Consider the following 25363-nt stretch of genomic DNA (forward strand, 5'->3'; position numbering starts at 1 on the left):
CGGATGTGGAAAGAGAAAGTCCGGCCGGAACCGCAAAAGCTGGTCGCTGGCGTAAATGTTGCTGCAACAGACCTGAACAATGTATCATGGAATGGCAAAAGCAAAAGAGAAAGAACGCGCTGTGCATGCTCCTGTTCCGGCCGGCATCCTGCTGGTGATCGGTGGCGCCGAGAATAAGGGGGAGCGGGAGGCAAGGCGAAAGGAAACGCCTTCGGATTTTCAGCGGCTGGAGATTCTCAAGAAATTCGTCGAGCTCACCGGGAAGGAAAACCCGCAGATCGAAGTGCTGACGACGGCCAGCAGCGAGGGCGACGAGTCGTTCCAGGATTATTGCACCGCCCTGGCGGAACTTAACGTCAGCCATATCGGGCACATCCACCACAACTCCCGCAAGGGGGCCATCAACGATGAGCGGCTCGTGGAGCGGGTACAGAATGCAGATGCCTTTTTCTTTGCCGGCGGCGATCAGCTTAAATATACGTCCATCTACGGCGGCACGAGCTTTCTCGCGGCACTCAAGAAGCGCTATATCTACGATTCCATCGTGGTGGCCGGCACCAGTGCCGGTGCCATGTGCCTGTCAACACCCATGATCTACGCGGGCAACGACGAAGTGCACGAGCTCGGGGGAATGATCAAGGTCACTACTGGCTTCGAGTTCCTCAAGGATGTTTGTATCGATACGCACTTCGTGCACCGCGGGCGCGTGGTGCGGATGGCGCAGGTGATCGTCACCAATCCCAACTGCATCGGCATCGGCATCGAGGAAGATACCGCCATCATCATCCGCAATGGCCTCGAAGGCGACGTCATCGGCACGGGCACCATCATCGTACTCGAAGGCTTCGACATCACGGAGGCCAGCATCGAGGAATTCACCAGCCGGAAGCCGATCACGATCCGCGACCTGAAGATGCATATCCTTTCCTCCGGCGATTGCTACCGGATACCACAGATCAATCCGCCGCACGTATAAATACGGATGCGGGCGGCAGCACGCCGGAAGGCTTTCGACCATCAGGCTGTGCCAGCTCCGTAAAGCGCGAGGCGCCCGGCAGGAGCAGAAGCGCCGCGGCTGCAGCAGCTTTCCCTCGCGCCAGGCGCCTCACGAAACAGAGGCGTCTTCCGGAATCGGAGACGAATTCACCTTTCTTACCAATCAAGATTTGAGCGGCTGGCCCACGGGAACCGCGCAATCGTGCCCGGGCTGGCCGTGTGCCGGGTTGAGCCGTGCGCCTTTGGCCGGCGCCGCCGTAGCGGGCCTGGCCGTCGAAGGCTGGGCCACTACTGTGGGCGTGGCACCTCCGGCCGGCGGCGTGATGGTAACGGGTTGCGGTGCCGCCGCCGCGGGGCTGCTGAGCGGGGCACCCACGGCGATGTCGCAGCGGTGACCGGGCTGGCCGTGCGCGGGGTTCAGCGCGCCCTTGGCGCCCTTGCTGGCTACCGGCACTGCCGACGTTACTGCCGGCGGTGGCGGCGAAGGAAGGGTGGCCCCGGTGACCGTAAGGCTCTTAGAGGTGTCAGCGGCGACAGTAGGCGCTGCAGTCGTGGTGGCGCTGCTGCTGTCGGCAACAGGACCCGCAGGTACATTTACGGAATAAGGATCGTTGGCCCCTGTGCCGGCGGCTTTATCGCTGTCGGAGCTCTGGCAGGAGGCAAGGAGGAGGGCGGCGAGGACGGCGCCGGAAAGCTTTTTCATGGTGGTGCGTTGATGGATGGAAGAATGAATATAGGCCAATGCCGGCAAATGGAGCCCGCGGGGCGCGGGTTTTAACAGCCCGTGGCCTCAGGTAAACAGGAGTTCCGGTGCTTCGTCCGTCACCATCCAGCTTCCTTCCCCGATCTCGGCCTCGAGCTCGCCGGCATCCCAGCCGCAATACCCGATGAACAGCTTCAGGTCGCCGGTGCCGAGCAGGCCCGCGTTGATGCCCGCCACCGCCTGACGGAAGTCGCCCCCTGCATAGATACCCGCTCCGGCCGGCACACCCCCCTCGATGAGGTCCGGGCGCCGGTGCACGAAGAACAGGTGCTCGCGGTCAACAGGCCCGCCGTCGTATAGTGGAAAAGCGCGCCCATGCCTGAACTCGGCGAGCTCATTGAGCCTGCGGCCGAAAGGGCGGTTGATGATATAGCCTACGGCACCGTCGGCGGAAGGGCCGTGCGCCGTAATGAGGATCGTGACGCCAGCGAACAGCGGGTCGCCGGCGAGTGCCGGGGTGCTTTTGATAACGGAGCCTGCGGAAAGGGACATCATGCGTGCTGGAAGTTACTGTGATGTGTGTGACAAAGCGATCAGATGCGCTTCAGGAAATAAAAGTTCATGGGGCCGCGTACGGCGAAGCCAAGCCGCTCGTACAGCGCGATGGCCCGGGCGTTGTCGGCCCGCACATGCAGGAAGGGCGTTTCGCCGGCGGCGCAGATGATCCGGAGCTGTTGTTGCAGAAGCGCAGCGGCATACCCTTTGCCGAGGTGGTCGGGATGCGTGCATACGGCGCTGACCTCGCTGTAGCCGGGCAGGTGCAGGCGCTGGCCGGTCATGGCTACGAGGCGCGCACCGTCGAAGATGCCGTAGTAGTGTCCGAACTCGATGGTGCGCGGGCCGAAGGGACCGGGCTTGGTAAGCGCGGCCAGCGCCATCATCTGCGGCACGTGCTCCGGTAGCAACGGCAGGGGCGCCGCCCCAGGAGGGTCGGAATGGGCAGCGCCCCGGAATACGAACTGCAGGCCCGGTACTTCCACCTGAAGCCGCCAGCCTTCGGGCGTCGCCATCCGGCCGGTGGTGGCATGGAGGATGGCCCGGCCGGGAGGCAGCTCGCGGTGGAGCTGGGCAAAGCCATCGGTGCAGCCCTCGCGGATGCCGATAAAGGGCGATACGGCCTCATCGAAGCGCTTCACCTCGTTGGTTCCGGTGCCGAGCGCGGCATCGCGGGTGGCGAGGGCGGTAAACACCGGGTTGTTGAGCAGGTTATCCACGCCGCAAAGGTATCCCTCTGTGCCCACGCGCGGTTGCCACCCGTCCTTCCGGCACCCGGTTTATACGGTACTTTTAGGGCATGATCCTCCGCCCCGCTACGCCCGCCGATGCCCCGCAGGTGGCCACCTGCCTCCTGCTCGCCATGGAGGAGATCGTGTATTCCTTCATCGGCAGCCGCGACCGGGCGGAGGCGCATCGCTTCCTGGAAGACCTCGTACGGGCGGAAGGGAACCAGTATTCCTACGGTAACTGCCAGGTTGCGGAGCTGGATGGAGTAGTGGTGGCGGCCGTGAACATCTACCCGGGCGCCGACCTGCATGCGCTGCGCGGGCCGGTGCTCGACCTCGTGCGCGTGCGCTTTGGCAGGGAGATCAATCCTGAAGACGAGACCGGTCCCGGGGAGTATTACCTCGACACGCTCGGCGTGCTTCCCGGCCGGCAGGGCAGGGGCATCGGCACACAGCTGCTGCAGTATGCGATCGACGAGTACGTGCACCGCAGGCGCGCCGTGCTGGGCTTATTGGTGGACGACGACAACCCGGAAGCGAAGCGCCTGTACCTCCGGCTTGGCTTCATCACGGCAGGAACGAAAACGCTGATGGGGAAGCAGCTTTGTCATTTGCAGATGGCCGGATAAAAAAATCCCTGCCGCGGGCTTGCGTGCAGGGATCCTGATGCTATCTGAAAAGCTTACTGGTTCTTCTTATCGTCATCCGTCACGGCGTCCTTTACCTTGCTGCCTACTTTTTCGGCGGTGTTGCCTACGGCCTTGCCGACCTTCTTAGCGCCGCGCTTCGTGGCGTCCCAGCCGTTCTCGATGGCGTTGCCGGTTTTGTCCCAGAAGTTGCCGGAGCGGTCGATCGACTCGCCTTCCTGCAGTTCTACCTCGGTGCCGTCGCGGGTGACGCGGCCGCTGCGGTTGACCACGATCCCGTTGTCGAAGCGCACGTCGTTATCGCTGTCTACCCACTGGCCGTTGCGGTACACGGAGACTTTACCGCTGCGGCGCGATACGTCGCCTTCGGCGGGAGCATACGCCCGGTTGCTGCTGGTAGAGGTGGTGGTCGTAGTGCTGGTTGTGGAGGTGTCGCCCATGGGAGCGGTGCCTGCGGTGCCCATGCCGGTAGTGTCGCCGGCCGTAGTGGTGGTCATCGTCGAGGTAGAGTCCGACGTGCTCGTGGTAGAGGTGCTGTTGTCGCTGCACGAGGCCAGCGTGAGGGCGGCGAGCGCCGAAACAAGAATGTGCTTCATAATGCGTTTGATTTTTACGGTTTACACCGGCAATGGCCGGCGTATCGGGATTACCTAAATTTTGTGCCATACCTCTTCAGGCTCTGCCTTGGGGTGATTGCCGTGGCGCGCTAATTTTACGGCAACTCCCCCGCCCGATGCCGTACTACGATCGTCCCATTCACCACAAACGCCTGCTGCTGCGCCTCCTGTCGGTGTTCCTTCCGGCCCTTGTGCCCCTGGCCTTTGAGGCCGGGTACACCGTGGCGGGCTATGTCGGGGTGATCGCTCTTATCGCCGGCGCCTTCGTAAGCGTTACCGGCATCCGCGTAAGTAATGGTGAGCTGCAGATCAGCCGGTACCGGCTTTACGGCTGGCTCCCGGCGCGCTATTTATACCAGCGCGGCAGTACGGCCACCGAGGCCACCCTGCTTTGCTACACCGACCGCCTAGACCAGTTCCACACGGGAGAGCTCTGGGACTTGTTGCTGTACGTGTTGCCGAAAAGCCGTTTTCAGGGCGTGCGCGTGGCGCCTCCCGGTACTGCCAACCCGCGTGGCGCCGTAACGGAAGCACTGAACGACGAGGAGTTTGGGCTGGTGCAGCGATATGTAATGGCCGGTCGGAATGTGTATGACGCACCGCCTCCGGCCGGGCCGCCCGCTTCTTTTTAACCGTTCCGCCTGCCGGCGCCGGCAGCCGTGGGCCGGGCGGCGAAGACCTACTTTAACGGGGCGCGGCACCCCTTTTCCTTATCTTTGGCGCCCGCCCGTGGCGGCTTTAAATCGTTTTCGTGAAACTCCGCACTTCCATTCTGATCATATTGTCCGTGCTCGTGGCCGACCAGGCGCTCAAGATCTGGATAAAGACCCATTACCCATTCGGTGAGTTTGCCAAGATCGGTGGCCTTTCGTGGGCCCGCCTTCACTTTGTAGAGAATGAGGGCATGGCCTGGGGCTGGAAGTTCGGTGGCGAATGGGGCAAGATGATCCTGACGCTCTTCCGCCTGGTGGCGGTCATCTTTGGCACCTGGTATATTGCCCGGATCGTAAAGCAGGGTTATACGCGTGGATTCATCGTCTGCGCTTCGCTCATCTATGCCGGTGCCCTGGGCAACCTCATCGACTCCATGTTTTATGGGGTGATCTTCTCGGCGACTACCGACTACACGGTGGCGCAGGCTTTCCCTCCGGGGGGTGGCTACGCAGGCTTCCTGCATGGCAAGGTGGTGGACATGCTCTACTTCCCCTTTTTTGAACGAGTCCTGATGCCCGGCTGGGTGCCCTTCGTGGGTGGCGAGCGGGTCACGTTCTTCAATGCGATCTTTAACCTCGCGGATGCGGCCATTTCGGTGGGCGTGATCACCTTGCTGATCTTCCAGAAGCGCTTCCTGCACCAGCATTTCGACGGCGGCAACACGGCGGCTGCCGCGGCAACCACCAGCGTTGCTCCGGAAAACGGATCTGCCGACACGACCACCCCGGTGGCGGTGACGCAGCCCGGCTCCGTAGAAGTACGGCCCGAGGAGCCGGCGCCCGGCGTTACGGTGATCCCACCCGCGCCCGAACGGCCGCGCGAGGAATGAGCCTATCGAATAAAGAACACGAAATATCGAATATCGAAATGGGCGGCCGGGAGGTTGCCCTTTTTGTTTACAGGTGGATCCACTCCAGGTATGGTTTTGCTTACAGGTACTGCGGGTGCCGATCGTACCCGATGTCATGAACGTGCCTGCGCTTCCCGTTGCGCTATTCGTTCCAAAGTCATCCGCGTTGATCGTATCGATCTGCATGCTTTCTCTGTTGCGTGCCCATAAAAAAAGAGACGCACATAGTGCGTCTCTACAGGTTCATCATTCAATTTTCCTTGTTCAATATTCGATATTCCCTAGATTTTTCCGACCATGTTCGCGGGGTCTACCCACTGGTCGAATTCCTCGGGCGTGACGTATCCCAGCTTCACGGCCATTTCCTTCAGGGTCGTGCCTTCCTTGTGGGCCTTCTGCGCGATCTCGGCGGCTTTGTAATAGCCGATCTTGGTATTCAGCGAGGTCACCAGCATCAGCGAGTTGTTGACGTGGGCCTTGATGTTGGCCTCGATGGGCTCGATGCCGGCAGCGCACTTATCCGTAAAGCTCACGCAGCCTTCGCCGATGAGGCGGGCGCTGTGAAGGAAGTTGTAGATCATCATCGGCTTGAACACGTTGAGCTCGAAGTGGCCCATGGAGCCGCCGATGTTGATGGCCACGTCGTTGCCCATCACCTGCGCGGCGATCATAGTGAGCGCTTCCACCTGCGTGGGGTTCACCTTGCCGGGCATGATGGAAGAGCCGGGCTCGTTGTCGGGAATGAGGATCTCGCCGATGCCGGAGCGCGGACCCGAGGAAAGCATGCGGATGTCGTTGGCGATTTTCATCAGCGATACGGCGATCGTCTTCAGCGCGCCGTGGCTTTCCACAATGGCATCGTGCGCCGCGAGGGCCTCGAACTTATTTTCCGCCGTTACGAAGGGCAGGCCGGTGAGCTGCGCGATGTGCTTTGCCACATTTTCGGAGTAGCCTTCGGGGGTGTTGATGCCGGTGCCGACGGCGGTACCGCCCAGTGCAAGCTCGGAAAGGTGGGGGAGCGTATTCTTCAGCGCGCGCAGTCCGTGATCGAGCTGCGACACGTAGCCGGAAAACTCCTGGCCCAGCGTAAGCGGTGTGGCGTCCATGAAGTGGGTGCGGCCGATCTTGACCACGTTCATGAAGGCTTTGCTCTTTTCGGCAAGCGTGTTGCGCAGCTTCTCGATGCCCGGGATCGTGGTCTCCACCAGCATCTGGTAGGCGGCAATGTGCATGGCGGTGGGGAACGTGTCGTTCGACGACTGCGACTTGTTGACGTCGTCGTTCGGGTGCAGCACCTTGTCTTTGTCGGTAAGCTGGCCGCCGGAGAGCACGTGCGCGCGGTAGGCCACCACTTCGTTCACGTTCATGTTGCTCTGGGTGCCGGAGCCCGTTTGCCACACCACCAGCGGGAAGGCGTCCTGGAGCTTGCCTTCGAGGATCTCGTCGCATACGCGGCCGATGAGGTCCGCCTTTTCTTTCGGCAGCACGCCGGCCTCGTGGTTGGTGAGGGCCGCGGCTTTCTTAAGGTAGGCAAAGGCCCGGATGATCTCCTTGGGCATGCGGTTGATGTCCTGGGCGATCTTGAAGTTCTCGATGCTGCGCTGCGTTTGCGCCCCATAGATCGCGTCGGCAGGAACCTGCACTTCGCCCATGGTGTCTTTTTCGATGCGGTAGGCCATTATGGTTAATTTTTTCGTGGGCAAAAGTACCGTATTGACACAAAAAAGGCCGCCCGGAGGCAGCCTTTGCGAAAAATATGCGGTACCGGCTTAGAAATGGTAGCCGATCGTGAATGTAACGCCGAAGTTGATCGAGCTCTTGTCGTACGTCGCAAAGCCTTCGGAGCCATTGCCGTTGTTCACGTACTTCGAGCCTTTCACCTTGCGCAGGCCGATGGCCGAGGAAGACTCGATGGTGATCCGGTCGTGCACCCACTGGTTGCCGAAGTGGACCATGAAGTCGGTGATGTTCTCGTACTCGTCGCGGAGGTCGCCGCTGTGCTCGCCGTTCACGTAAGCCGGGATCGAAAAATTGTAGCGGGCGTAGTTATACTGGAGGCCGATATAGTTGCCCTCGGGTGCTTCGTTCTCGAAGTAGATACGCGGCTCCACGCGGTACATATAGCCCATTTTCGGCTTGCGGTACTCGAAGGAGTAGAGCTGCTCGGTCTGGTCCATGTCGAAGTCGTTGGTATTGGACCAGGGATATTCCTTGATGATGGAGCTCGCGTCTTCGTCGCGGGCGCGGATCATGAGGCCACGCATATAGTTGCGGTTGGTGAGGCCGCCGCCTACCTGCACGGTGAGGAAGTCGGTGAGCCTTCTTTCGTACAGAAGGGGAAACTGGCCGGTAATAAAGCCAAGGGGAGCGATTTTGATGATGTTGGCGTCGCCGCTGACTTTTTTCTTTTTACGCGTCGTTTTCTCCTCGCTGAAGATAATGGTGACGGAGCTGTCGCGGGCTTCGCGCTTCGACTGTGCTAATACGGGTTGAGCGATGCACAGAAGCAGCAGTGCAAGCAGGCAGTTGGTTTTCTTTTTAAGCATTTAGCGGATTTGATGCGCAAATGTATTTTATTTGCATACTAAACCAAAATTATTAATATGAGAAACGCTCTGATTGCTGGTGCCTTGCTGGTGGCCGGCTCTGTGAGTGCCCAAAGGGTAAGTGTAAGTTGGGGTGAGGAAAGCAAAACCGAGCTTTCGTACGGCTCCCTGGTCCGTGGCAACGGCACCGATATGGTGAAATTGTGCTTCGAGAACAAGGGTGGCGGCATGTTTTCCAAAAGAACGACGACCCCGATCCTGGCGCGCTACAACAACCGCCTCCGCGAAGAAGGCGTGCGCAGCTACAATGCCAGCGAAGAAGGTGTCAACTTCGATAACCTGCTCAGCGTAGGCGGCAACCTGTTCATGTTCACCAACCGCTACGAGCGCAGCGACAAGACTACGTATTTCTACTCCCAGAAGATCGATCCCAAGACGCTGATGCCCTCGGGTGCACCGGTGAACCTCGGTACCATGGCTGCCCTCGACCGCTCCCGCCAGTCGACCGCCGACTACGAGATCTCCAAGGACTCTTCCAAGATCCTCATGTTCGGTCTCTCGCCCTTTTCCAAGAAGAATAACGAGAAGTACTACATGGCCGTGTACAACAACCAGATGGCCAAGCAGTGGGACAACACCGTAGAATTACCGTATCTCGACAAGTTCATCGTGATCTTCGACTACCTGGTGACCAACAACGGTGACGTAGGTGTGCTGATCAAGCATTACGACAAGGAAGTAAAGAAGGAGAAGATCCGCGAGGACGGCGCCAACGTGCCGGCCTACAAGACCAAGTTCCTGCTCTATGCGAAAGGCGCCGCCAAGCCGAAGGAATTCACCCTCGACCTGAAGGACAAATTCGTACACGACCTGCAGCTTACCTCCGACGACAACAACAACCTGACGCTTTTCGGCCTGTACAAGAACAAGTACGACGGCTATGTGAACGGCTACTTCATCACCACGCTCAACAGCTCGGCCGACAAGGTGGAGACCAACAAGATGGAGGCCTTCCCCGAAACGCTCGTGGACCTCGTGAAGAAGGACAAGCAGGGCAGCAACAAGGAAAAAGACCCGGGTCTGAGCTCTTATTTCACCCTGGCAGACGTGGTGACCCGCGCCGACGGCAGCACCGACTACCTGCTCGAGTACTATAAGAAGGTGATCGTGACCCGCTCCAGCGGTGGCGGTCCCGGTATCTCGATCACCACGAGCTACAGCTACCCCATCTATCACTACGGCGACGTCATCGACATCCACGTCACGAACGGCAAGCCGACGAGCTTCATCCGTCTTCCCAAATACCAGGAAACGGCCAATACGAACATGTTCAGCTCGTTCAAGGCGGCTACCGCCAACAACAAGCTCTTCCTGTTCTATAACGACGACCGCGACAACGTGGAGCGCGACATCGAGAAGCGCCCCGACGACATGATCAAGTTCACCAAGAGCATCCTGGCCCTGGCCACCATCGACCAGCGCGACAACCTGACGCGCAGCATGGTGTACGACCACAAAGAAATGAAGCTCACCACCTGCGTGCGCGTAAGCCAGCGCCTCGGCAACTCGGTGATCGGCCTTTATGCCCAGCGCATGGGCGGCATGTTCTCCTCCGCGAAGGATATGGTCGGCCTCCTCGAGCTGAAGTAATTGCCTCCGGATATTTGTAAAAGCCCCGACGGACCCGTCGGGGCTTTTTCGTGGGGGCCGGTTTTGGTTTTGTTTTTGCACCACATCGGTTATGGGAGCCTTGTGGAAATGGATGGGCGGGATCTTGTTGGCCGGATCGGTATCCGCCTGCAGCCCGGGCGGCGCGGGCAACGGCTCCGTGCGCGACACGCTGCTGGTGAGCGACTCGGCGGCCGCCTTTGCCGACAGCACGCGGCTCGCGCCGATGCACCCTGATACGGCGCGGCCCGACGGCACTGTGCAGCGCGATACGGCCTTTATTGCACCATCCGCAGCCGTGGACACGCGAAACGTCGCTCCCGCCGACCTCGTTGCCTTCTCCCGAACCCTGCTCGGCACGCCCTACGTATACGGCAGCACGAACCCGAAGGTGGGCTTCGACTGCTCCGGCTTCATCACCTATGTATTCAATCATTTCGGCATCTCGGTGCCGCGCTCCTCCATCGACTTTACGCCGGTGGGCCGCGACGTGGACACGGCCGATGCGCGCCCGGGCGACCTGATCCTGTTCACCGGCACCAATCACCTCGAGCGGCACGTGGGGCATATGGGCATCGTGGTGGGCAGGGAGGGCGGTGCGATGCAGTTCATCCACTCCACTTCGGGCAAGGCGATGGGCGTTACCATCACGCCCCTCAACGAGTATTACGTTCGTCGCTTCGTGCGCGTGGCGCGGGTGTTTTGACCTCACCCCCGGCCCCTCCCCGGGAGGGAGGGGTGACTCTGTGTCACTGAACTATATTTTGTAAACCTTTGTTCAGGTTGAACACTCAGCTATCCATTCCTCAAGAGCTGCCGGTCGCCTTTGGGAATGTTTTCCGATAGAGCTTACGCATTAATAGCCTAAAAGCCCCGGCATCGAAGATGCCGGGGCTTTTAGATAATGAATCTTCAGCTTTAGAGATGACAGCTACCATAGTTCGGTCCCACTGAGTCACCCCTCCCCTTCGGGGAGGGGCCGGGGGTGGGGTCACTTGCCGGTGAACTGGGGCTTGCGCTTCTCGAGGAAGGCGGTGGTGCCTTCGCGCATGTCGTCGGTGGCGAAGCAGGCGCCGAAGAGGCCGATCTCTTTTTCAAATCCCTCGCCGGAGGCGCCAAAGACGGCATTAGCCGCCGTGATGCAGTGCGCCACCGCTAAAGGCGCTTTCGTGTTGATGGTTTCGAGCAGCGCGCGGGTCCTGGTCAGCAGTTCTTCCTGCGGCACCACGTGGTTGACGAGGCCCCACTGCAGCGCGGTGGCTGCGTCGATCATGTTGCCGGTGAGCATCAGCTCGAGGGCGCGGCCCTTGCCTACAAGCTGCACGAGGCGCTGGGTGCCCCCGTAGCCGGGAATGAGCCCGAGGTTCACCTCCGGCTGGCCGAACTTTGCATTCTCGGAGGCGAGGCGGAAGTGGCAGCTCATGGCGAGCTCGCAGCCGCCGCCGAGGGCAAAGCCGTTGACCGCGCCTACGATCGGCTTGGCACAGCGCTCGATTCGGTTGAACACCGTTTCCTGGCCCTGGCGTGCGAGCGTTTCTCCCTCTTCTTTGGAGAGTCCCACGAACTCGCTGATGTCGGCCCCGGCCACAAAGCTCTTGGGCCCTGCGCCCGTAATGAGGGCAGAACGTATCTCCGCGTTCGATTCGATCTCCGTGACCACGGCTGCGAGGTCGGCGATCACATCCTTGTTGAGCGCGTTCAGCTTATCGGGCCGGTTGATCGTTACCGTAAGAATACCGTTGTCGAGGGAGGTCAGCAAAGTTTGGTACATGCGGAAAAGGTTTTTAAGGTTTTGAGGGTTCTAGAGGTTTTGCGGTCGTCTTCGGCGGTTATCAGAACTGACCACGCTCGTGGGCACATCGTCAATTTGAAACGACCCTTACCAATAAACTAATAGACCAATAGACTAGAATTCCCGGTGCTCCTTCACCCATTCGGTGATGTAGCCGGCGATGTCGGCAGTGGAAGTTCCGGGTGCAAAGAGCTTGCCTACGCCTTGTTCGTTGAGCTGCTGCATGTCCTCGTCGGGGATGATGCCGCCGCCGGTGAGCAGCACGTCGGTAAGGCCTTTCTCGTTCATGAGCGCTTTCACTTTCGGGAACACGGTCATGTGTGCGCCGGAGAGGATGGAAATGCCAATGGCGTCCACGTCTTCCTGCAGGGCGGCCGCTACCACCATTTCGGGGGTTTGGCGCAGGCCTGTATAGATCACTTCCATGCCGGCGTCTCGCAGCGCCGTGGCGATCACCTTGGCGCCGCGGTCGTGGCCGTCGAGACCCACCTTGGCCACCAGCACGCGTATAGGACGATTAAGTGTTTGCATAACGGGTCAAAAGTAAGGTACTTCAAGGGTTCAGAAAGGTTCAGGGAGGTTCAGAAAGGTTAAGGGGCGTTAGTGAAGCGGGCGCTGCACTATTGAACCCTGGCCCCCAACTTTCCTGAACCTTGCTGAACCCTCCTGAACCTTTCTCTATCTCCTGAACTTCGCCTTCATCTCCCGGATCCCTTCGACCGCAAGGCGGAGCCCGGTGCTGTCGGTCTGCTCGAAGAAGAGGATCGGGCTGCGGTACTGGCGGGAGAGCGCGTTGGTGCAGGAGTCCACCACGTGGATCCGCGCAAAATGCTCCCAAACGACATCGCCCGGCGGCGGCGCCTCTTCGCCTACAAAAAGGATGTGCCGGTAGTGAAAGCGGTCGGGGATCCAGAGGAGGTGGGTGCCGTTGTCGGAGATGATCCTGGAGCGGAAGTAGGGGTCTTTGGCATAATAGGCCATCGCGGAGGCGAAGCCGTAATTGCGGCCGAATACTACGGTGCCCGCCTTCGTGCTGTCGGGCAGCCGTTGAAAGTACCGCTCGGTCTTTTCCGTGAGCTCGCGCCAGCCCTGCATGTCGGCAAAATCCTGCTGCAACGCATGATCCTTCTGGTCTTCCCAGCGCAGGATGCCCATGTCTTTGAGGCCCCAGCGCTCATTCGTGGCCGCCATCGCGGGCGGCGCCTGCAGCGGCAGCAGGAGCGGGATCGCCGGCAGCGCCAGTGCAACGATCACGCCGGCCGCTGTAAGCCGCAGAGCACGCGCCCGGAGCGCACCTTCGAGCCAGCGCCCGCCGGCCGCCAGCAGCACCGGGTAGATGCCCAGCGCATAATAGCCTTTGCCGCTGCCCAGCATGAGCAGCGCCAGTATAAATACGTACAGGAAGCCGAAGACCCGGAACGTGGCGCTGCGGAACAGCCACCAGAGGCCGCCGATGCAAACGAACGATACCGGCAGGAACATGAGCAGCTGCTCTTTCAGAAAGTCGGTCTTGCTGAGGTACTGAAGCTGTGTGTCGCGCAGCTCCTGCATGTGGTGCACGAGCGGCCAGTTGTGGAAATACTGCCAGGCCAGGTTGGGCAGCACGAGCGCGGCGCCGATGGCGGCAGCGATCCAGAGCGGGCGGCGTACGAGCAGCACGCGGTGTTTTGTTGCCAGCAGGGCCAGCAGCAGCGCGAGTACATAGAACAGCACCGAGTACTTGCCCCACCAGCCGAAGGCGAGTGCGCCGGCCAGCCAATAGAGATCGCGGTGCTGCTGGCGTAACAGGTAGCGTTGTAAAAAGAACGATGCGAGCGTCCAGGAAAAGATGTCGAGGAAGTTGGGTTGAAACAGGAAGTGCACGCGGAGGTAGGCGGAGAGGATAAGGCCGAGCCCCGCGATGAGTAGAGCATAGAGCCCGCCGCCGAAGCCTTTCACAAGCCGCAGCGTGAGCCAGAGTGTAGCCGCGCCGAAGAGCGAGGGCCAGAACTTGATCCAGAAGTCACCGCCGCCGAAGAGCGAGGACACCCATCCCAACAGCCCGATCAGCGGCGGGTTCTCGAGGTAGCCGAGCGCGAGGTGGCGCCCCTGGGCATAATACAGGTACTCGTCGCGGTGCAGCTCGAAGGCCGGGTGCGATAAGAGAAAGGGCAGCGCGAACTTCAGGAGCACGAGTCCCCAGGCAAGTCGCTTTTCGTTCGGGTCCATGCAACTAAAGTAGGAAATCGGTGCACGTCGCACACGAGGTTTTTGAACCATGAAGGCACGGAGACACGAAGCATCACGAAGAACTTTTTATAACCTGTAGTACACTTCCACCCTCTGCTGCAATGGTTTTGGTACCGCTGCGTTTGAAATTCTTTTGTTACGCTCACCACTGCAACAAAAAGAGGACGCCATCGGCGTCCTCATTGAGACTCTGTGTTGCTCCCTGTCACCCTGCCTCCGTGGTTCAATTGCCGTGAGCGCAGCGAACCTTACCCGATCGCTGCGAGCGCTTTGCGGATGCGGGCGGCCGTTTCAGCTCCACCCAGCAGGCCTGCGATCGTGAACACCGGCGGACCGAACTTGCCGCCCACCAGCATCACGCGCAGGGGCAGCTGCAGCTCGCCGGGCTTGATGGCGGCTGCTTCGGCCGCGCTTTTGAAGGCGGCTTCGCGATCCGCATCGGCTACGTCCGGCTCCTGCCCGAACGTGTCGGCAAGGCGCTCAAAGAAGGCCGCTTTCTCGGGTGTCCACTTAGCGATGAAGGAAGCCGAATCGTAGCTGGAAGGCTGCTCGAAGAAGAAGCCCGCCTGCGGCACGAAATCGGCAAGCAGGGTGCAGCGCTCCTTCACGAGGCCGATCACCGTTTCGAGGAAGGCGTCGTCCTTCGTATCCCAGCCTTTGCTTTGGAAGAGGGCCTTCACCTCCGGAAGGAGGCGGGCAGGGCTGCTGCGCTTGATCCACTCGTGGTTGAACCACTGCGCCTTTTCGAAGTTGAATTGCGCGCCGCCTTTGTGTACCTTCTGGATCGAGAAGCGCTCCACGAGCTCCTCAAGGGAGAAGAGTTCCTGGTCGGTGCCGTCGTTCCAGCCCAGCAGGGCCAGCAGGTTCACGAAGGCCTCCGGCAGGAAGCCGCGCTCGCGGAAACCTTCGGTGAGCTCGTTCGATTTCGGGTCGGTCCAGTTGGCGGCGAATACCGGGAAGCCGTACCTGGCGCCGTCGCGCTTCGAGAGCTTGCCGCTGGGGCCGAGGATGAGGGGGAGGTGGGCCCACTGCGGCATTGCGTCTTCACCAAACAGGTAGCGCCACAGTAAGATGTGTACCGGCGCGCTCGGCAGCCACTCCTCGCCGCGGAAGGCATGCGTGATCTTCATCAGGTGATCGTCGACCACCACGGCGAGGTGGTAGGTCGGCATGCCGTCGGCTTTGAGCAGCACCTTGTCGTCTACAGTGCTGGTATCGAAAGAAACGTCGCCGCGGATCATATCGGTGAGCGTAACGGTCTCGCCGGGGGGCATCTTGATGCGCACCACGTGCGGGGTGCCGGCGTCGAGGAGGCGCTGCACCTCGTCGGGCGGGAGCGACAGCGAGTTGCGCATGCGTGCGCGCACCTGTCCGTCGTATTGCGGGTTGGGGTTGGCATCGGTGCGCAGCTCGCTGCGCATGGCGTCGAGCTCCTCGGGGGTGTCGAAGGCATAATAGGCCTGGCCGGCTGCAACGAGGCGCTCGGCATATGGGCGGTACATCGGTTTGCGCTCGCTCTGGCGATAGGGGCCATAGGGGCCGCCTTTCAGGGGGCTTTCGTCGGGCACGAGGCCGCACCACTCAAGCGTTTCGTAGATATATTCCTCCGCCCCGGGCACATAGCGGCTCTGGTCGGTATCCTCGATGCGCAACACGAACTCACCGCCGTGATGACGCGCAAACAGATAGTTGTACAAAACGGTGCGCACCCCGCCGAGGTGCAGGCCGCCCGTGGGAGAGGGGGCAAAACGAACGCGTACTTTGCTGGACATAGGCGGCAAAAGTAATGGGATAATGGGGTAATGGGATAATGTGCTGATTGGGTAATGGGGTTGTGGCTTTGCCCGCCGTAGCCTTGGCGACGGCGGGGTAATAAGCGAAGGTTCAGGAGGGTTTAGGAGGGTTGGATAGCGTGGTGAAGGCGTTTGTGCGATGATTCGTTCGACGCATGCACGGGCACCCGGGTGCACACAAAGGAGCAGTATAGCGTGTGCTCATTCCAGGTCGACCTTAATTCTTCCGGTTACAACCCTAACCTTCCTGAACCCTCCTGAACCCCCTAAACCTTCTAAACCTTCTAAACCTATCTTCGTCCCATGCACCGCTACTTCATCAAGATGCCTGTTTTCGTGAAGCGGCTGTTCCCGCGCTACGTGTGGGAGGGGCCTGGCGAGGGCAATGTGGTGTACCTCACCTTCGACGACGGCCCGCACCCCGAGGTGACGCCCTGGGTGCTGGATCAGCTCCGGGTCTTCGATGCGCAAGCGACCTTCTTCTGCATCGGCAATAACGTGGTGCGGCACCCTTCGGTGATGGACCGTATTTCTGCGGAAGGACACGGCATCGGCAATCATACCTACGACCATGTGAACGGGTGGAAGACGGAGCCGGACGCGTACCTCGCCAATGTGCGGAAGGCGGCATCGGTGATCGACTCGGCGCTGTTCCGCCCGCCCTATGGCCGCATCCGGAAGGCGCAGGCCAGGGGCATCGCCGAAGCGATGGGACAACCCGGGGCGAGGATCGTGCTCTGGGATGTGCTCAGCGCCGACTTCGACGCTACCTATTCGCCGCAGCAGTGCGCCGACAACGTGCTGCGCCATACGGTGGCGGGCTCCATCATCGTTTTTCACGACAGCGTCAAGGCCTGGCCCAACCTTTCGGGGGCCCTTCCGCTCGTGCTCCGGGGGCTGCAGGAGCGGGGATTCCGGTTCGGGGCCCTCGCCGGCGTTTAAGGGGCTGTTTAAGTTCATGTACGGGCCGGCTAGGCCGCAAGCGGCCTGTTTCCCGCGGCGACGCAGCGGGTGGCGGCGCAGCGAAGTAGCAACGGGCTGAAAAATTTTCCCGCATTTCATCGTCGCGCCGTCGCGTCGTTGCGCCGTAGCGTGCTAAGGCCGCTTGCGGCCGCCCAATTCAGCATTTCCAGAAAGCACATTAATTCAAACAGCCTCTAAGTGAACCCTTATAACGGGCATGCCTAACGCAGAAGAGCCGCTCCGGCGGCCCTTTCATATACAGATTATTTACGGATTCCCTTGGCGGGAGCGGGTTTCAAAGGAAGGGCCAAGGTTGAAACCCTGGCCCGTTTTTAATCCGTACCCTATGAAAACTGTTTCAAAGGTATATTTTTTTAGATTCAGGGCAAACTAATTTGATAAGTGGAATTATTTACGGTGAAGCTGGCCAGGTTGTCGCATTGGCCCTGCCCGTAATGAAGCAGTCCCACCCAGGGCGAATTGCCCGCCAGGCCGCTCCGGGAGCTCCGTACGGTGCCCGCCGAGAACCAGCGGCAGGTGAAGCGCTTGCGTAGCGGGAGCTCAATCGTCGAGGTCCAGGTGTGGATCAGGCCGCTGTTCCGGGTTTGTCCGGAGGCCGCCCCGGTAACGGTGAACACGTCATCGATCGCGAGGTTCGGGGTGAGCTGGCCCTCTGTCTGGGTGATGACGCGGTTGCCGTTCCAAAGTACATAATCGCCATTGGCGCGCGTAATGCGGGCATCGTGCACCTCCACCGAGAAGCGGCGGCCGGGGCCACCCAGGTTGCGCACGCGCTGTACGCCCTGGATGCGGATCGAGTCGATTCGGTAATTCTCGAAGGTGCTGATGGCCACGGAGCCGGAGTCGAGCAAGCGCCCGGAATAGTCGGTAACGATCCGGCCGGAACGCGTGCGCCCGTCGCGGCCGGTGCAGCCGCTGCCGAAGTCGATGCTGATGCGGACGGGAAAGGGACCCTGCTGGCTGAGGCGGACAACGGTCAGCTGCACGCAGGGCGGGATGCTGTCGACGCCAGGGCCGCTGCCGGGCCGTCCGAATACGCCGGTATTGCCGAAGCCAACCTCCGAGTTCACCCCGAGAATATTATCGAAGATGTCGTCGAAGGTCCCATGCGATTGCGCGTCGCTGCGCGCCGAGGTGAAGGCGATGGTTTGCTCCTCCTGGGGCGACAGCTCGGAGGCGCTCTTTTCCTTTTTACAGGCGGAGAGCAGCAACAGGAGCCCACCTGCCGCCAGGAGCGGGAGCCGGTAGGTGCTGCTATGGAAAGATTTCATGATCACGGTCGTTTGTGCGGGTGTTTTACGAAACAGGCCTGAACCGAAAAAACCTGCGGCCACCGCTCATTCACGATTGCCGCCGTTCGACAAGCTCACGGTGACCACAGCTTTTGTCATCCTGAGCCTGCCGAAGGATAAGAGCCCGCCCCTTCGTCAAGGTTTAAAAGTATCTTAAAATAAATTTCCCCAGCTTTGCCCGCCATGGAACTGATCGACACCCACGCCCACCTGTACCTCCCCGAGTTCCGCGAGCGCTGGCCTGAGCTGCTGGAGCGCGCCACTTCGGCCGGCGTGGGCCGCATCCTGCTGCCGGCCATCGATTCCGAAACGCACGACGCGGTGCTGGAGCTTGCTGCCGCCCATCCGCGCTGCCTGCCCATGATGGGGCTGCACCCCTGCTCGGTGGCGGCGAATTGGGAGGACGAGCTTGCCGTGGTACGGCGTCACCTGGAAGCGCACCGGTTTGTAGCAGTAGGGGAGATCGGCCTCGATTTTTATTGGGACAAGACCTTTACCCACCAGCAATATGCGGCCTTTCACGCCCAGATCGCCCTTGCGCTGGAGCAGGACCTGCCCATTGCGGTGCATTCGCGCAATGCTACTGCCGAGGCGATCGAAGTGGTACGGCAATACCCTGGCCTCCGCGGCGTGTTCCATTGCTTCGGCGGCACCCTGGAGGAGGCGGAGGCCCTCATCGGGATGGGCTTTTACCTCGGCATCGGGGGCGTGCTTACGTTCAAGAACGCCGGCCTCGATAAAGTGGTCTCCGCCATTGGCCTCGGCAACGTCATCCTCGAAACCGATGCGCCCTACCTGGCGCCGGTGCCGTTCCGGGGCAAGCGCAACGAGCCGTCCTATTTGCGCCATGTGGCCGACAAGCTCACCGAGGTCACGGGAAAGCCGCTTTCCGAAGTAGCCGAGGTGACCACGGCGAATGCGGTTCGGCTGTTCCGGCTTGAAGGTAGGGTTTAGGAGTTGGTTTGGAATTTCCTAACCTTCTAAACCTCCTAAACCCCCTAAACCTCCTAAACCTTTTTCCCGGGGAAAAATCCCCGAAAAACGGGGTAAATCCTCATGGCGGCCACCGCTCAAAAATGTACTTTCGCCCCCTAATACCTGATTATGCAATTCACCGCCAAACTCATACAGCTCCTCCCTATTCAGACCGGCAACGGCAAGAACGGGCAGTGGAAAAAGCAGGACATCATCGTAGAAACCGAAGGCACCTATCCCAAAAAGGTCTGCGTCTCCATCTGGGGCGACAAGATCAACGAGTCGGTGCTGCAGCCGGGCCGCAACCTCCAGATCGACTTCGACGTGGAAAGCCGCGAGTTCAACGGCCGCTGGTATACCGACATCAAGGCATGGCGCATCGAGCCGGCCGGTGAGGGCCAGCCCCAGCGCCCTGCCGCCGCCGCCGGTGGCGACGCCCCGGATTTCCCGCCTGGCGATATGGGCGAGGACCTGCCGTTCTAAAGTTCCAAGCCCCGGCAGCAGCGCCGGGGCTTTTTGCTGCTTTTGCCGTCACCAGCCGGTGCCGCCGGTTGGCCGGCAGAAAAGAATGGGCACATCTGTCGGTAATTCACCGGATCGCCCTATATTTGCCGTCCACAAAAGGAGACGTGTCCGAGTGGTTGAAGGAGCACGCCTGGAAAGTGTGTATACTCGAAAGGGTATCGCGAGTTCGAATCTCGCCGTCTCCGCAGAATAAAGCCCCTTGATATACAAGGGGCTTTATCGTGACCCGCAGTTTGTGATCGTTCCGCCTGGATGCGTAAAGCTACCGTGATCTAATAACCATCATTCATTCACCGTGTGCCTGGGACAGCTGGAGTGCCGCGTGAAAGTCATTGCCGCGGAAAGTTTTTTTCGCTAGTGCCAATCTTGTGACCGGGAACTGCCATGCTCATATTGGAGAAGGATTTCGAAAGTGTATTTACTGCAAGATCATTGGTACTTGACTAGGCGAATTGGCGCCAACCAACACCACTGCCGTTTTCTTCAATGTGTCGGTATTGATCACCTTGATTGCCCGCAGATAATAGGTGCCCGGCTCGATGATGTACGCAGAAGCCATCCCCATTGCATTCGAGGTCATGGTGAACAAACTGTTGGTGTAGGAAACGGTATCTCTCTCAAAAAGTAGCTGACTTCGGTATGCATAAACGGTCGCTCCATTGATCAGTGTGCCGTATGTGTCGGTGATCGTGGCTTCGATGCCGTTACGGGCGAGGGGTACGTTGCGTAGTGTGATGGTAGTATCAATTATCCCGTTTGAAGGTACCGAGACGCTGGTTTCGCCGGTAAGGCTTAGCATACCGATCCGGGTTTTTACCCGCAGATAATACATACCAGGTGCCAAGTTCAAACGGTAACCGATTCCATAATTGTTGACCGGTATATCGAATATTTTGCCCGCACTGGTGTCGCTTGCAAAAAGGAACGGGTTGTTGAAAACCCAGGCGGTAACGCCGGGGATGGGTATTTCCTGCTCGTCTTGGACCTTCAGGAGAATACCGTTTTGTGCCGTCTGGGAAGGACTGAGCTTCAGGGAGTCGCCGGTGGCGGCATGATTTGAAGCCGCAAACCTAAGTATGCCGAAATATTTGACTGCTCCTGTGTCGACGCTCGCATAAACTTCGTAGGCTTTCGCGCGATCGATACCACCGAAAACAAACCTGCCCTGTTCATTTGCTGTCGTGGAGTACAGGAACCCTGCGGCATCATCGGCATTGCGCAGGTATATTTTGAGATTCTTTCCAGGAGTGCTGGTGGTTGTACCCGAAAGGTCGTCGTAGATAACGGCCACTCCCTTGATTTCGTCGGCTCCGGCAAGATCGTCGTAGGTTTTGTCGCTGCAACTAAGGCAAAGAAGGGCCGCAACGAGCGGGAGGAAATATTTTTTGAGCATCATTTGAAGAAGAGTTTAACGAATTGAACAAAAAGCACCGGGTTGACCGATACGGCGTAATAGCGGCCGCTTTCGCGGTACCGACGGGACGTTTTCACGATTGCGTTGTTCTGCACCTGGTAGGTAGTTTGAAGACTGATATTGCTGCCCATGGAAACCGCGAGGCCGGGAATGACGTCGTAGGCCCCTCCGAGGTAGAAGTTGTCCAGCGGCTTTAGCAGCTCGGCGCCGGCGAAGAAGCTAAAGCGCCGCAGCGGATAGCGGGGCAGAAGCCCATGGTCGCGGTTATAGTTCTTGAACGGGTAAATTTTGAAGCCGAAGATCGCTCTTGCAGCATTGTCGGAAGAGCTGACGCGGAAGCCGCCGCCAACCGTATCAATGCGGGTGACCGGCACCGGATTTTTCATCACGGCCACGCCCGCCATGAGCTGGAAGAAACGCAACTTGCCCACCTTCACATAAGTCTTGGCGACATCCACGACCGAGTCTTTCGGGTAAATGGCCTTTATGGTGATGCTGTCGCGGAAGGGTGCTTCGAACTCTGTGAGCGGGGCTAGGTGCGTACGGAAAGCGGGGTCAGTGGTGCCCAGCTTTTTGAAAAGATTAGGGTCAACCGGAAAGGTTACCTGCATTTCCTTCCAATGAGATAAGAGATTTTTAGCCGAAACTTTTAGAATGTCTACGCACTCGTTGGACTCAACGAATCCGCTTTTTGTCCCGAGATCTTCGACCTCCACGTTACCGAATGATCTGAAGAAATCCTCCATGTTCCGGACGAGGGGGACACCAAGTCCGCTAAAATCGATCTTGGCAAGCTGCTCGCTTAAGAGCGCCGTAAACTCCTCCTGGTCAGTGAAGGGTTGTCGCTTTTCATCGGCCTTGATCGTAACGGATAGTGGCACGTTGTGAACGGCAATGTGCATTCGCTCATTTTCAGGAATTTCAGAGATCTTCCTGCGTTGAAAATAGTTGAGGGAGATCGGACGAAAGCCTTTTAACGCATCGTATTGTTTGTGCGGGTTTAATCGCCGGTTTATTATGCTCTTTGATAGTTCCATGCGACCTTGATACACCAGCGCGTTATAGTTTAACCTGAGTAAGAGTGGGTCTTTTCTAAGAGAGTTTACAAGGACGGTTTTTTTGGAAGATTCCGTGGCGATCTCATCCATTAAAGACTTTTGTTGTGCTTGGATCGTCTCCAACTCGGTCATCGACGCGCGGGTTTTCGTAAGCGCTCTTTTTGCACTGTCAAGAAACACTAGCTTTTCGTGCAAGAAAGCCAGTCTGGTGTCGATTTCCGAAATCATATTAGGGACCGTATTGGCCGTCGTCTCAGGCAAAACGTTGAATGGGTCCAACTGCAGGGCGCCTCCATTAAACCAAAACCAATTGATGAACCACCGTTGAAGCGGTACAAGTTGCGAAATGGCGTCTTTGACGTCTAGCGGGTTAGAAGTATCGCTCAGCGTCGTAAGCCCGGCTTCGATGTCAGCAAACTTGTTATCTTCTTTGAACGCCGCGGCTTTCTCCCGGTACCAGTCGCGGATTGTTTGGTCCCAAGGATTTATGCGAATCAGCTCGAAACGAAACTGATCGCTTTCCGTACCGACGCAATTGGTACAGTTGACTTTCTTAACCTTCTTCGATTTGCTGCTGAATTCAACGCATTGCCCTTCGCAGTTTTCATTGAAGGTCAAAGTGATGGTTTCGGTACAAATCTCGTTCCGATAGATTTTTACTTGATATTGCCGCTCGACGTTTTCGATGAGTTGCTTGATCGGTATGAGTTTGTTTTTTATGGCGAGCTTTCTTATTTGCTCTTGCAGGTTTTTACGATCACAGGGTGTCGTCAGTGATATTATACTATTAGCACTTAAATTAAAATCTGCGTAGGCCGAATCCGTTAACAGGCACCTGTGGACCTTTTTTACCTCTTCACGCTCGAAGTATTTTTTCGTTTTCTTGAGGTTTTCCTGCAGCATGCTGATCCAAGGCTGGTATGCATTGGCCGGGACTACCACTTTGAACTTGAAACTGGTGTTGGAGGTAATAAATGTTTTCGGATAGGATATGATTCTTCCGCTTGTGTCGAACACGATCTCCTGCACGTCTTTAAAAACTTCTTGAACGGGGCTCAATTGGGCATTTGCTAGGCTGCTTGCCAGTAAGATGACCATGAGGGAACATGAATTTCGTAGCATAGAAAATTTTTATATGGAATAAGTGCGGTCGAGATATAGCCCCTGACAGATGATTTCGAGTTGTTCGTAAGATAACGGTGGTGTAGTCGGCGCCCTCTTCATGTCTTGACTGACCCACCTGGCTTGGGAAAGCACCATATAAGTTTCGTCATTAAAAGCCTCATAAAACCTTGCGTCCATCTCAATTACCTTTCCGAAGGAAATTACTTTGAATCTATCTCTCGCATAGCCGATCGCGCATACAGCATGGCCTGACAGCAATTGCTGACTTAGCGAGTCGTCGTAAATCCATTTGTCAGAAGTTTTCATCGATTCCGGCAATTGCAAGCCCACGATACATCCGCCAAACCAATAAATCGCGTGTCTCAATAGTTCTGCGTCTTTCTTTTTCAAGGACCGGAAGCTGTCGATTCTTTCGCCATTCATGCCGGTTTTCTTCCAGTAAATCAGGAAATCCACTACCCTGCAACCTTTGCGAATGTCATTGCCCGGGGCAACTGCCTTCAGGGCGCTCTTCACTATTTGCCGATGAAGGATTTGCGCAGGGGGGTTGGCGTTGGATGTCCAGCTTGCAAGCAGGTATGCCGCAGATGCCGGTACACAAGTCTTTAATTTATAGTTGTCGTAATCGTCCCATATTTCATTTGCCATAGACCAATCCCTAGCGGATTCGATTAAAGGCAAAGACGCGGTGATCTTTTCGACGCTGGGTTCGCTAGATATGATCTTATTTTCGTGTATGTTTTCCAAATTTTCCTCGGGAAGAGGCGGCAGTTTGCCAAGTTGCGGGATTGGTTGTTGCCGGTATGCGTCCGAAAACACCTTAGGTTGCTGAGCTAAACTTGTCTTCAAGCTTTCTATTTCCTCCCGAATCCGTTCCCGTTCTTTTTCCGGCTGTTTCGCAGCCGCTTCCTCCCGGGCCCTGGCTAGTTCCAGGCGCACGTTTTCATATTCTGTTTCCTGCTGCACCCGGGTAATCCGAAACTGCAGCAACTGCGCGGGTATGGAAATGATCGCCTTCAGGATATTGATCGGGATTGAGATCATTCCTTCAAATTCGCTTGGCTTGGTGATGACGTTGTCGACAAGCAGGCCGGTGGTGAAGCGGGGCGCATGCTGGCGCTTTACAAAACTGGAGCGCCGCACCGGGATTTTGATCAACGAACCCGTATCCGGCACCAGAAAGGTCAAAGATGTGTCTTCAAGACCTTCTTTTTTCAAGGTAACGGTATGTTCGATCAGGGGGCGCGTCAGTAATCCATCGTAACGGGTGCCGTCGTTAGAACGGTGCCTGATTGGACTCGGGTTCTCCAAGGTGAAAGAGGCATCGACAACCGGGTCGCCGCCTTCATGGAGGCCCGCCAATGGGATGCGCCATTTCCTGTCGATCGATGTAGCCCTCAAGTCACTCGAACTAACAGTGAACGAACGTGTTTCCTGAATGATTTCGATGACGGTCGGCTCTGACAGTACCCTTTCAAAGGGCACTGACGCGTTCTTCATGTTTTCCTGCAACTCTGTGGCTGCTGTGGTCGCCTGCGCAATGATATGGGGCAACCGGTCTTCGGAAACCGCCTTTGCATTCTCCAGCAGGCCCGTTCCCGAGGTGGCCACTTGGATTTCATCGCTTGTAAACCAATTGCCATGGTATGTTATTAAAACCCGGCAATCCGGATCGGGGGTAATTTCGACAGATGGCTCAATACGGATCTCCGCCAGCCTATGGTTCACGATCATCCTGCTATCGGCGGATTTTTCCAGGACAATCGTAGCTGTGGCTTTGAGGGAAATCCGGGCATGTGGTAGGTAGTAATATTGGTCCGCCTCACCGACCGCGGTAGTGATCGTGCTTTGAATGATCTTTTCTTTGAAGCCACACAGGTAAAGCACGACCGCCAAAAGGCTGATTCCTCCCAGGATGTAACACACCGTCAGTAGCAGGTCCATTGGAGCAGGTTAGTTGGTTGGTAGATACTGTTCTCAGGTGCCGATGAAATTCCTGTGAACTTGGCACAAGATAAATGTTCCGGCGATATCGGAATAGGGTGAAAACACGGTATTTCAATGCGTGATGGCCGATGGCTAAATCCGACACCTGTGTTGATGGTGTCTCCCGGAAGCGGGCCCGCGGCGTGGCATTCCTCTCTATCTTCAT

23 protein-coding genes and 1 tRNA gene are annotated in these 25363 nt (G+C 58.1%); 10 read left to right on the top strand and 14 right to left on the bottom strand.

The features are described 5' to 3' along the window. Window positions 1-91 precede the first annotated feature (91 nt). Window positions 92-976 carry a cyanophycinase gene (locus ABD937_RS01360; RefSeq protein WP_345252791.1) on the top strand — a complete coding sequence of 295 codons (885 nt, stop codon included), beginning with the start codon at window positions 92-94 and terminating at the stop codon, window positions 974-976. Between the two features lie 183 nt (window positions 977-1159). Here the strand turns inward: ABD937_RS01360 and ABD937_RS01365 are convergent, their stop codons facing one another. The 3 genes from ABD937_RS01365 to ABD937_RS01375 form a co-directional block, all read right to left on the bottom strand. Continuing rightward, entirely contained in the window at window positions 1160-1699 is a 540-nt protein-coding gene (locus tag ABD937_RS01365; RefSeq protein ID WP_345252793.1) for a hypothetical protein, read from the bottom strand. Between the two features lie 87 nt (window positions 1700-1786). After that, the gene (locus tag ABD937_RS01370) at window positions 1787-2254 is read right to left on the bottom strand and encodes a YqgE/AlgH family protein (RefSeq protein WP_345252795.1); all 468 of its coding nucleotides are present in this window, start codon (window positions 2252-2254) and stop codon (window positions 1787-1789) included. A gap of 38 nt (window positions 2255-2292) precedes the next feature. After that, window positions 2293-2973 carry a GNAT family N-acetyltransferase gene (locus ABD937_RS01375; protein WP_345252797.1) on the bottom strand — a complete coding sequence of 227 codons (681 nt, stop codon included), beginning with the start codon at window positions 2971-2973 and terminating at the stop codon, window positions 2293-2295. Window positions 2974-3053: 80 nt separating this feature from the next. Here ABD937_RS01375 and ABD937_RS01380 point away from each other — a divergent pair, with 80 nt between their 5' ends. Next, window positions 3054-3611 (top strand): GNAT family N-acetyltransferase, encoded by a 558-nt coding sequence (locus ABD937_RS01380; protein ID WP_345252799.1) that lies wholly within the window; start codon window positions 3054-3056, stop codon window positions 3609-3611. Window positions 3612-3664: 53 nt separating this feature from the next. Here ABD937_RS01380 and ABD937_RS01385 read toward each other — a convergent pair whose 3' ends face one another. Then, window positions 3665-4225 carry a DUF6799 domain-containing protein gene (locus tag ABD937_RS01385; protein WP_345252801.1) on the bottom strand — a complete coding sequence of 187 codons (561 nt, stop codon included), beginning with the start codon at window positions 4223-4225 and terminating at the stop codon, window positions 3665-3667. 137 nt (window positions 4226-4362) lie between these two features. On the opposite strand from ABD937_RS01385, the gene ABD937_RS01390 reads away from it, so the two are divergent. Together ABD937_RS01390 and ABD937_RS01395 are read left to right on the top strand one after the other, a co-directional pair. Beyond that, a complete protein-coding gene (locus tag ABD937_RS01390) occupies window positions 4363-4878 on the top strand; it encodes a hypothetical protein (RefSeq protein ID WP_345252803.1) in 516 nt (171 codons plus the stop codon). Window positions 4879-4997: 119 nt separating this feature from the next. Then, window positions 4998-5789, top strand: coding sequence for a lipoprotein signal peptidase (locus ABD937_RS01395; RefSeq protein WP_345252805.1), 792 nt, complete (start codon window positions 4998-5000; stop codon window positions 5787-5789). Between the two features lie 302 nt (window positions 5790-6091). Here the strand turns inward: ABD937_RS01395 and fumC are convergent, their stop codons facing one another. After that, window positions 6092-7489: a class II fumarate hydratase gene (gene fumC, locus ABD937_RS01400; protein ID WP_345252807.1), complete on the bottom strand. Its 1398-nt coding sequence runs from the start codon at window positions 7487-7489 to the stop codon at window positions 6092-6094. Between the two features lie 90 nt (window positions 7490-7579). Continuing rightward, the gene (locus ABD937_RS01405) at window positions 7580-8356 is read right to left on the bottom strand and encodes a hypothetical protein (RefSeq protein WP_345252808.1); all 777 of its coding nucleotides are present in this window, start codon (window positions 8354-8356) and stop codon (window positions 7580-7582) included. Window positions 8357-8413: 57 nt separating this feature from the next. Here ABD937_RS01405 and ABD937_RS01410 point away from each other — a divergent pair, with 57 nt between their 5' ends. Then, window positions 8414-10006, top strand: coding sequence for a hypothetical protein (locus tag ABD937_RS01410; protein WP_345252809.1), 1593 nt, complete (start codon window positions 8414-8416; stop codon window positions 10004-10006). 91 nt (window positions 10007-10097) lie between these two features. Further along, window positions 10098-10730, top strand: coding sequence for a C40 family peptidase (locus ABD937_RS01415; protein WP_345252810.1), 633 nt, complete (start codon window positions 10098-10100; stop codon window positions 10728-10730). 285 nt (window positions 10731-11015) lie between these two features. On the opposite strand, the gene ABD937_RS01420 is transcribed toward ABD937_RS01415, so the two are convergent. The 4 genes from ABD937_RS01420 to gltX form a co-directional block, all read right to left on the bottom strand. After that, complete coding sequence (locus tag ABD937_RS01420; protein WP_345252811.1) at window positions 11016-11795, bottom strand: enoyl-CoA hydratase/isomerase family protein; 780 nt, start codon at window positions 11793-11795, stop codon at window positions 11016-11018. A gap of 135 nt (window positions 11796-11930) precedes the next feature. Then, the gene (locus ABD937_RS01425) at window positions 11931-12347 is read right to left on the bottom strand and encodes a cobalamin B12-binding domain-containing protein (RefSeq protein ID WP_345252812.1); all 417 of its coding nucleotides are present in this window, start codon (window positions 12345-12347) and stop codon (window positions 11931-11933) included. Window positions 12348-12494: 147 nt separating this feature from the next. Then, window positions 12495-14024: an ArnT family glycosyltransferase gene (locus tag ABD937_RS01430; protein WP_345252813.1), complete on the bottom strand. Its 1530-nt coding sequence runs from the start codon at window positions 14022-14024 to the stop codon at window positions 12495-12497. 269 nt (window positions 14025-14293) lie between these two features. Next, on the bottom strand, window positions 14294-15817 hold the full coding sequence (gene gltX / locus ABD937_RS01435) for a glutamate--tRNA ligase (RefSeq protein ID WP_345252814.1): 1524 nt from the start codon (window positions 15815-15817) through the stop codon (window positions 14294-14296). Window positions 15818-16141: 324 nt separating this feature from the next. Here gltX and ABD937_RS01440 point away from each other — a divergent pair, with 324 nt between their 5' ends. Continuing rightward, on the top strand, window positions 16142-16780 hold the full coding sequence (locus tag ABD937_RS01440) for a polysaccharide deacetylase family protein (protein ID WP_345252816.1): 639 nt from the start codon (window positions 16142-16144) through the stop codon (window positions 16778-16780). A gap of 401 nt (window positions 16781-17181) precedes the next feature. Here ABD937_RS01440 and ABD937_RS01445 read toward each other — a convergent pair whose 3' ends face one another. Then, window positions 17182-18093 carry a hypothetical protein gene (locus ABD937_RS01445; RefSeq protein WP_345252817.1) on the bottom strand — a complete coding sequence of 304 codons (912 nt, stop codon included), beginning with the start codon at window positions 18091-18093 and terminating at the stop codon, window positions 17182-17184. Between the two features lie 204 nt (window positions 18094-18297). On the opposite strand from ABD937_RS01445, the gene ABD937_RS01450 reads away from it, so the two are divergent. The 3 genes from ABD937_RS01450 (at window position 18298) to ABD937_RS01460 (ending at window position 19799) form a co-directional block, all read left to right on the top strand. After that, entirely contained in the window at window positions 18298-19068 is a 771-nt protein-coding gene (locus tag ABD937_RS01450) for a TatD family hydrolase (RefSeq protein ID WP_345252818.1), read from the top strand. 150 nt (window positions 19069-19218) lie between these two features. After that, window positions 19219-19572 carry a DUF3127 domain-containing protein gene (locus ABD937_RS01455; protein WP_345252819.1) on the top strand — a complete coding sequence of 118 codons (354 nt, stop codon included), beginning with the start codon at window positions 19219-19221 and terminating at the stop codon, window positions 19570-19572. A 140-nt stretch (window positions 19573-19712) separates the two neighbouring features. Then, window positions 19713-19799, top strand: a tRNA-Ser gene (locus ABD937_RS01460). Between the two features lie 233 nt (window positions 19800-20032). On the opposite strand, the gene ABD937_RS01465 is transcribed toward ABD937_RS01460, so the two are convergent. The 3 genes from ABD937_RS01465 to ABD937_RS01475 are packed head-to-tail and all read right to left on the bottom strand — an operon-like array spanning window position 20033 to window position 25155. After that, window positions 20033-21010, bottom strand: a complete 978-nt coding sequence (locus tag ABD937_RS01465; protein ID WP_345252820.1) for a hypothetical protein — start codon at window positions 21008-21010, stop codon at window positions 20033-20035. Further along, window positions 21007-23184: a hypothetical protein gene (locus tag ABD937_RS01470; RefSeq protein ID WP_345252821.1), complete on the bottom strand. Its 2178-nt coding sequence runs from the start codon at window positions 23182-23184 to the stop codon at window positions 21007-21009. Before ABD937_RS01470 ends, ABD937_RS01465 begins: the two co-directional genes overlap by 4 nt. A gap of 33 nt (window positions 23185-23217) precedes the next feature. Then, a complete protein-coding gene (locus ABD937_RS01475; RefSeq protein WP_345252823.1) occupies window positions 23218-25155 on the bottom strand; it encodes a hypothetical protein in 1938 nt (645 codons plus the stop codon). Between the last annotated feature and the right edge of the window lie 208 nt (window positions 25156-25363).

The sequence above is a fragment of the Flaviaestuariibacter amylovorans genome (assembly GCF_039541815.1).
In the GTDB taxonomy this organism is placed as follows: Bacteria; Bacteroidota; Bacteroidia; order Chitinophagales; family Chitinophagaceae; genus Flavisolibacter; species Flavisolibacter amylovorans.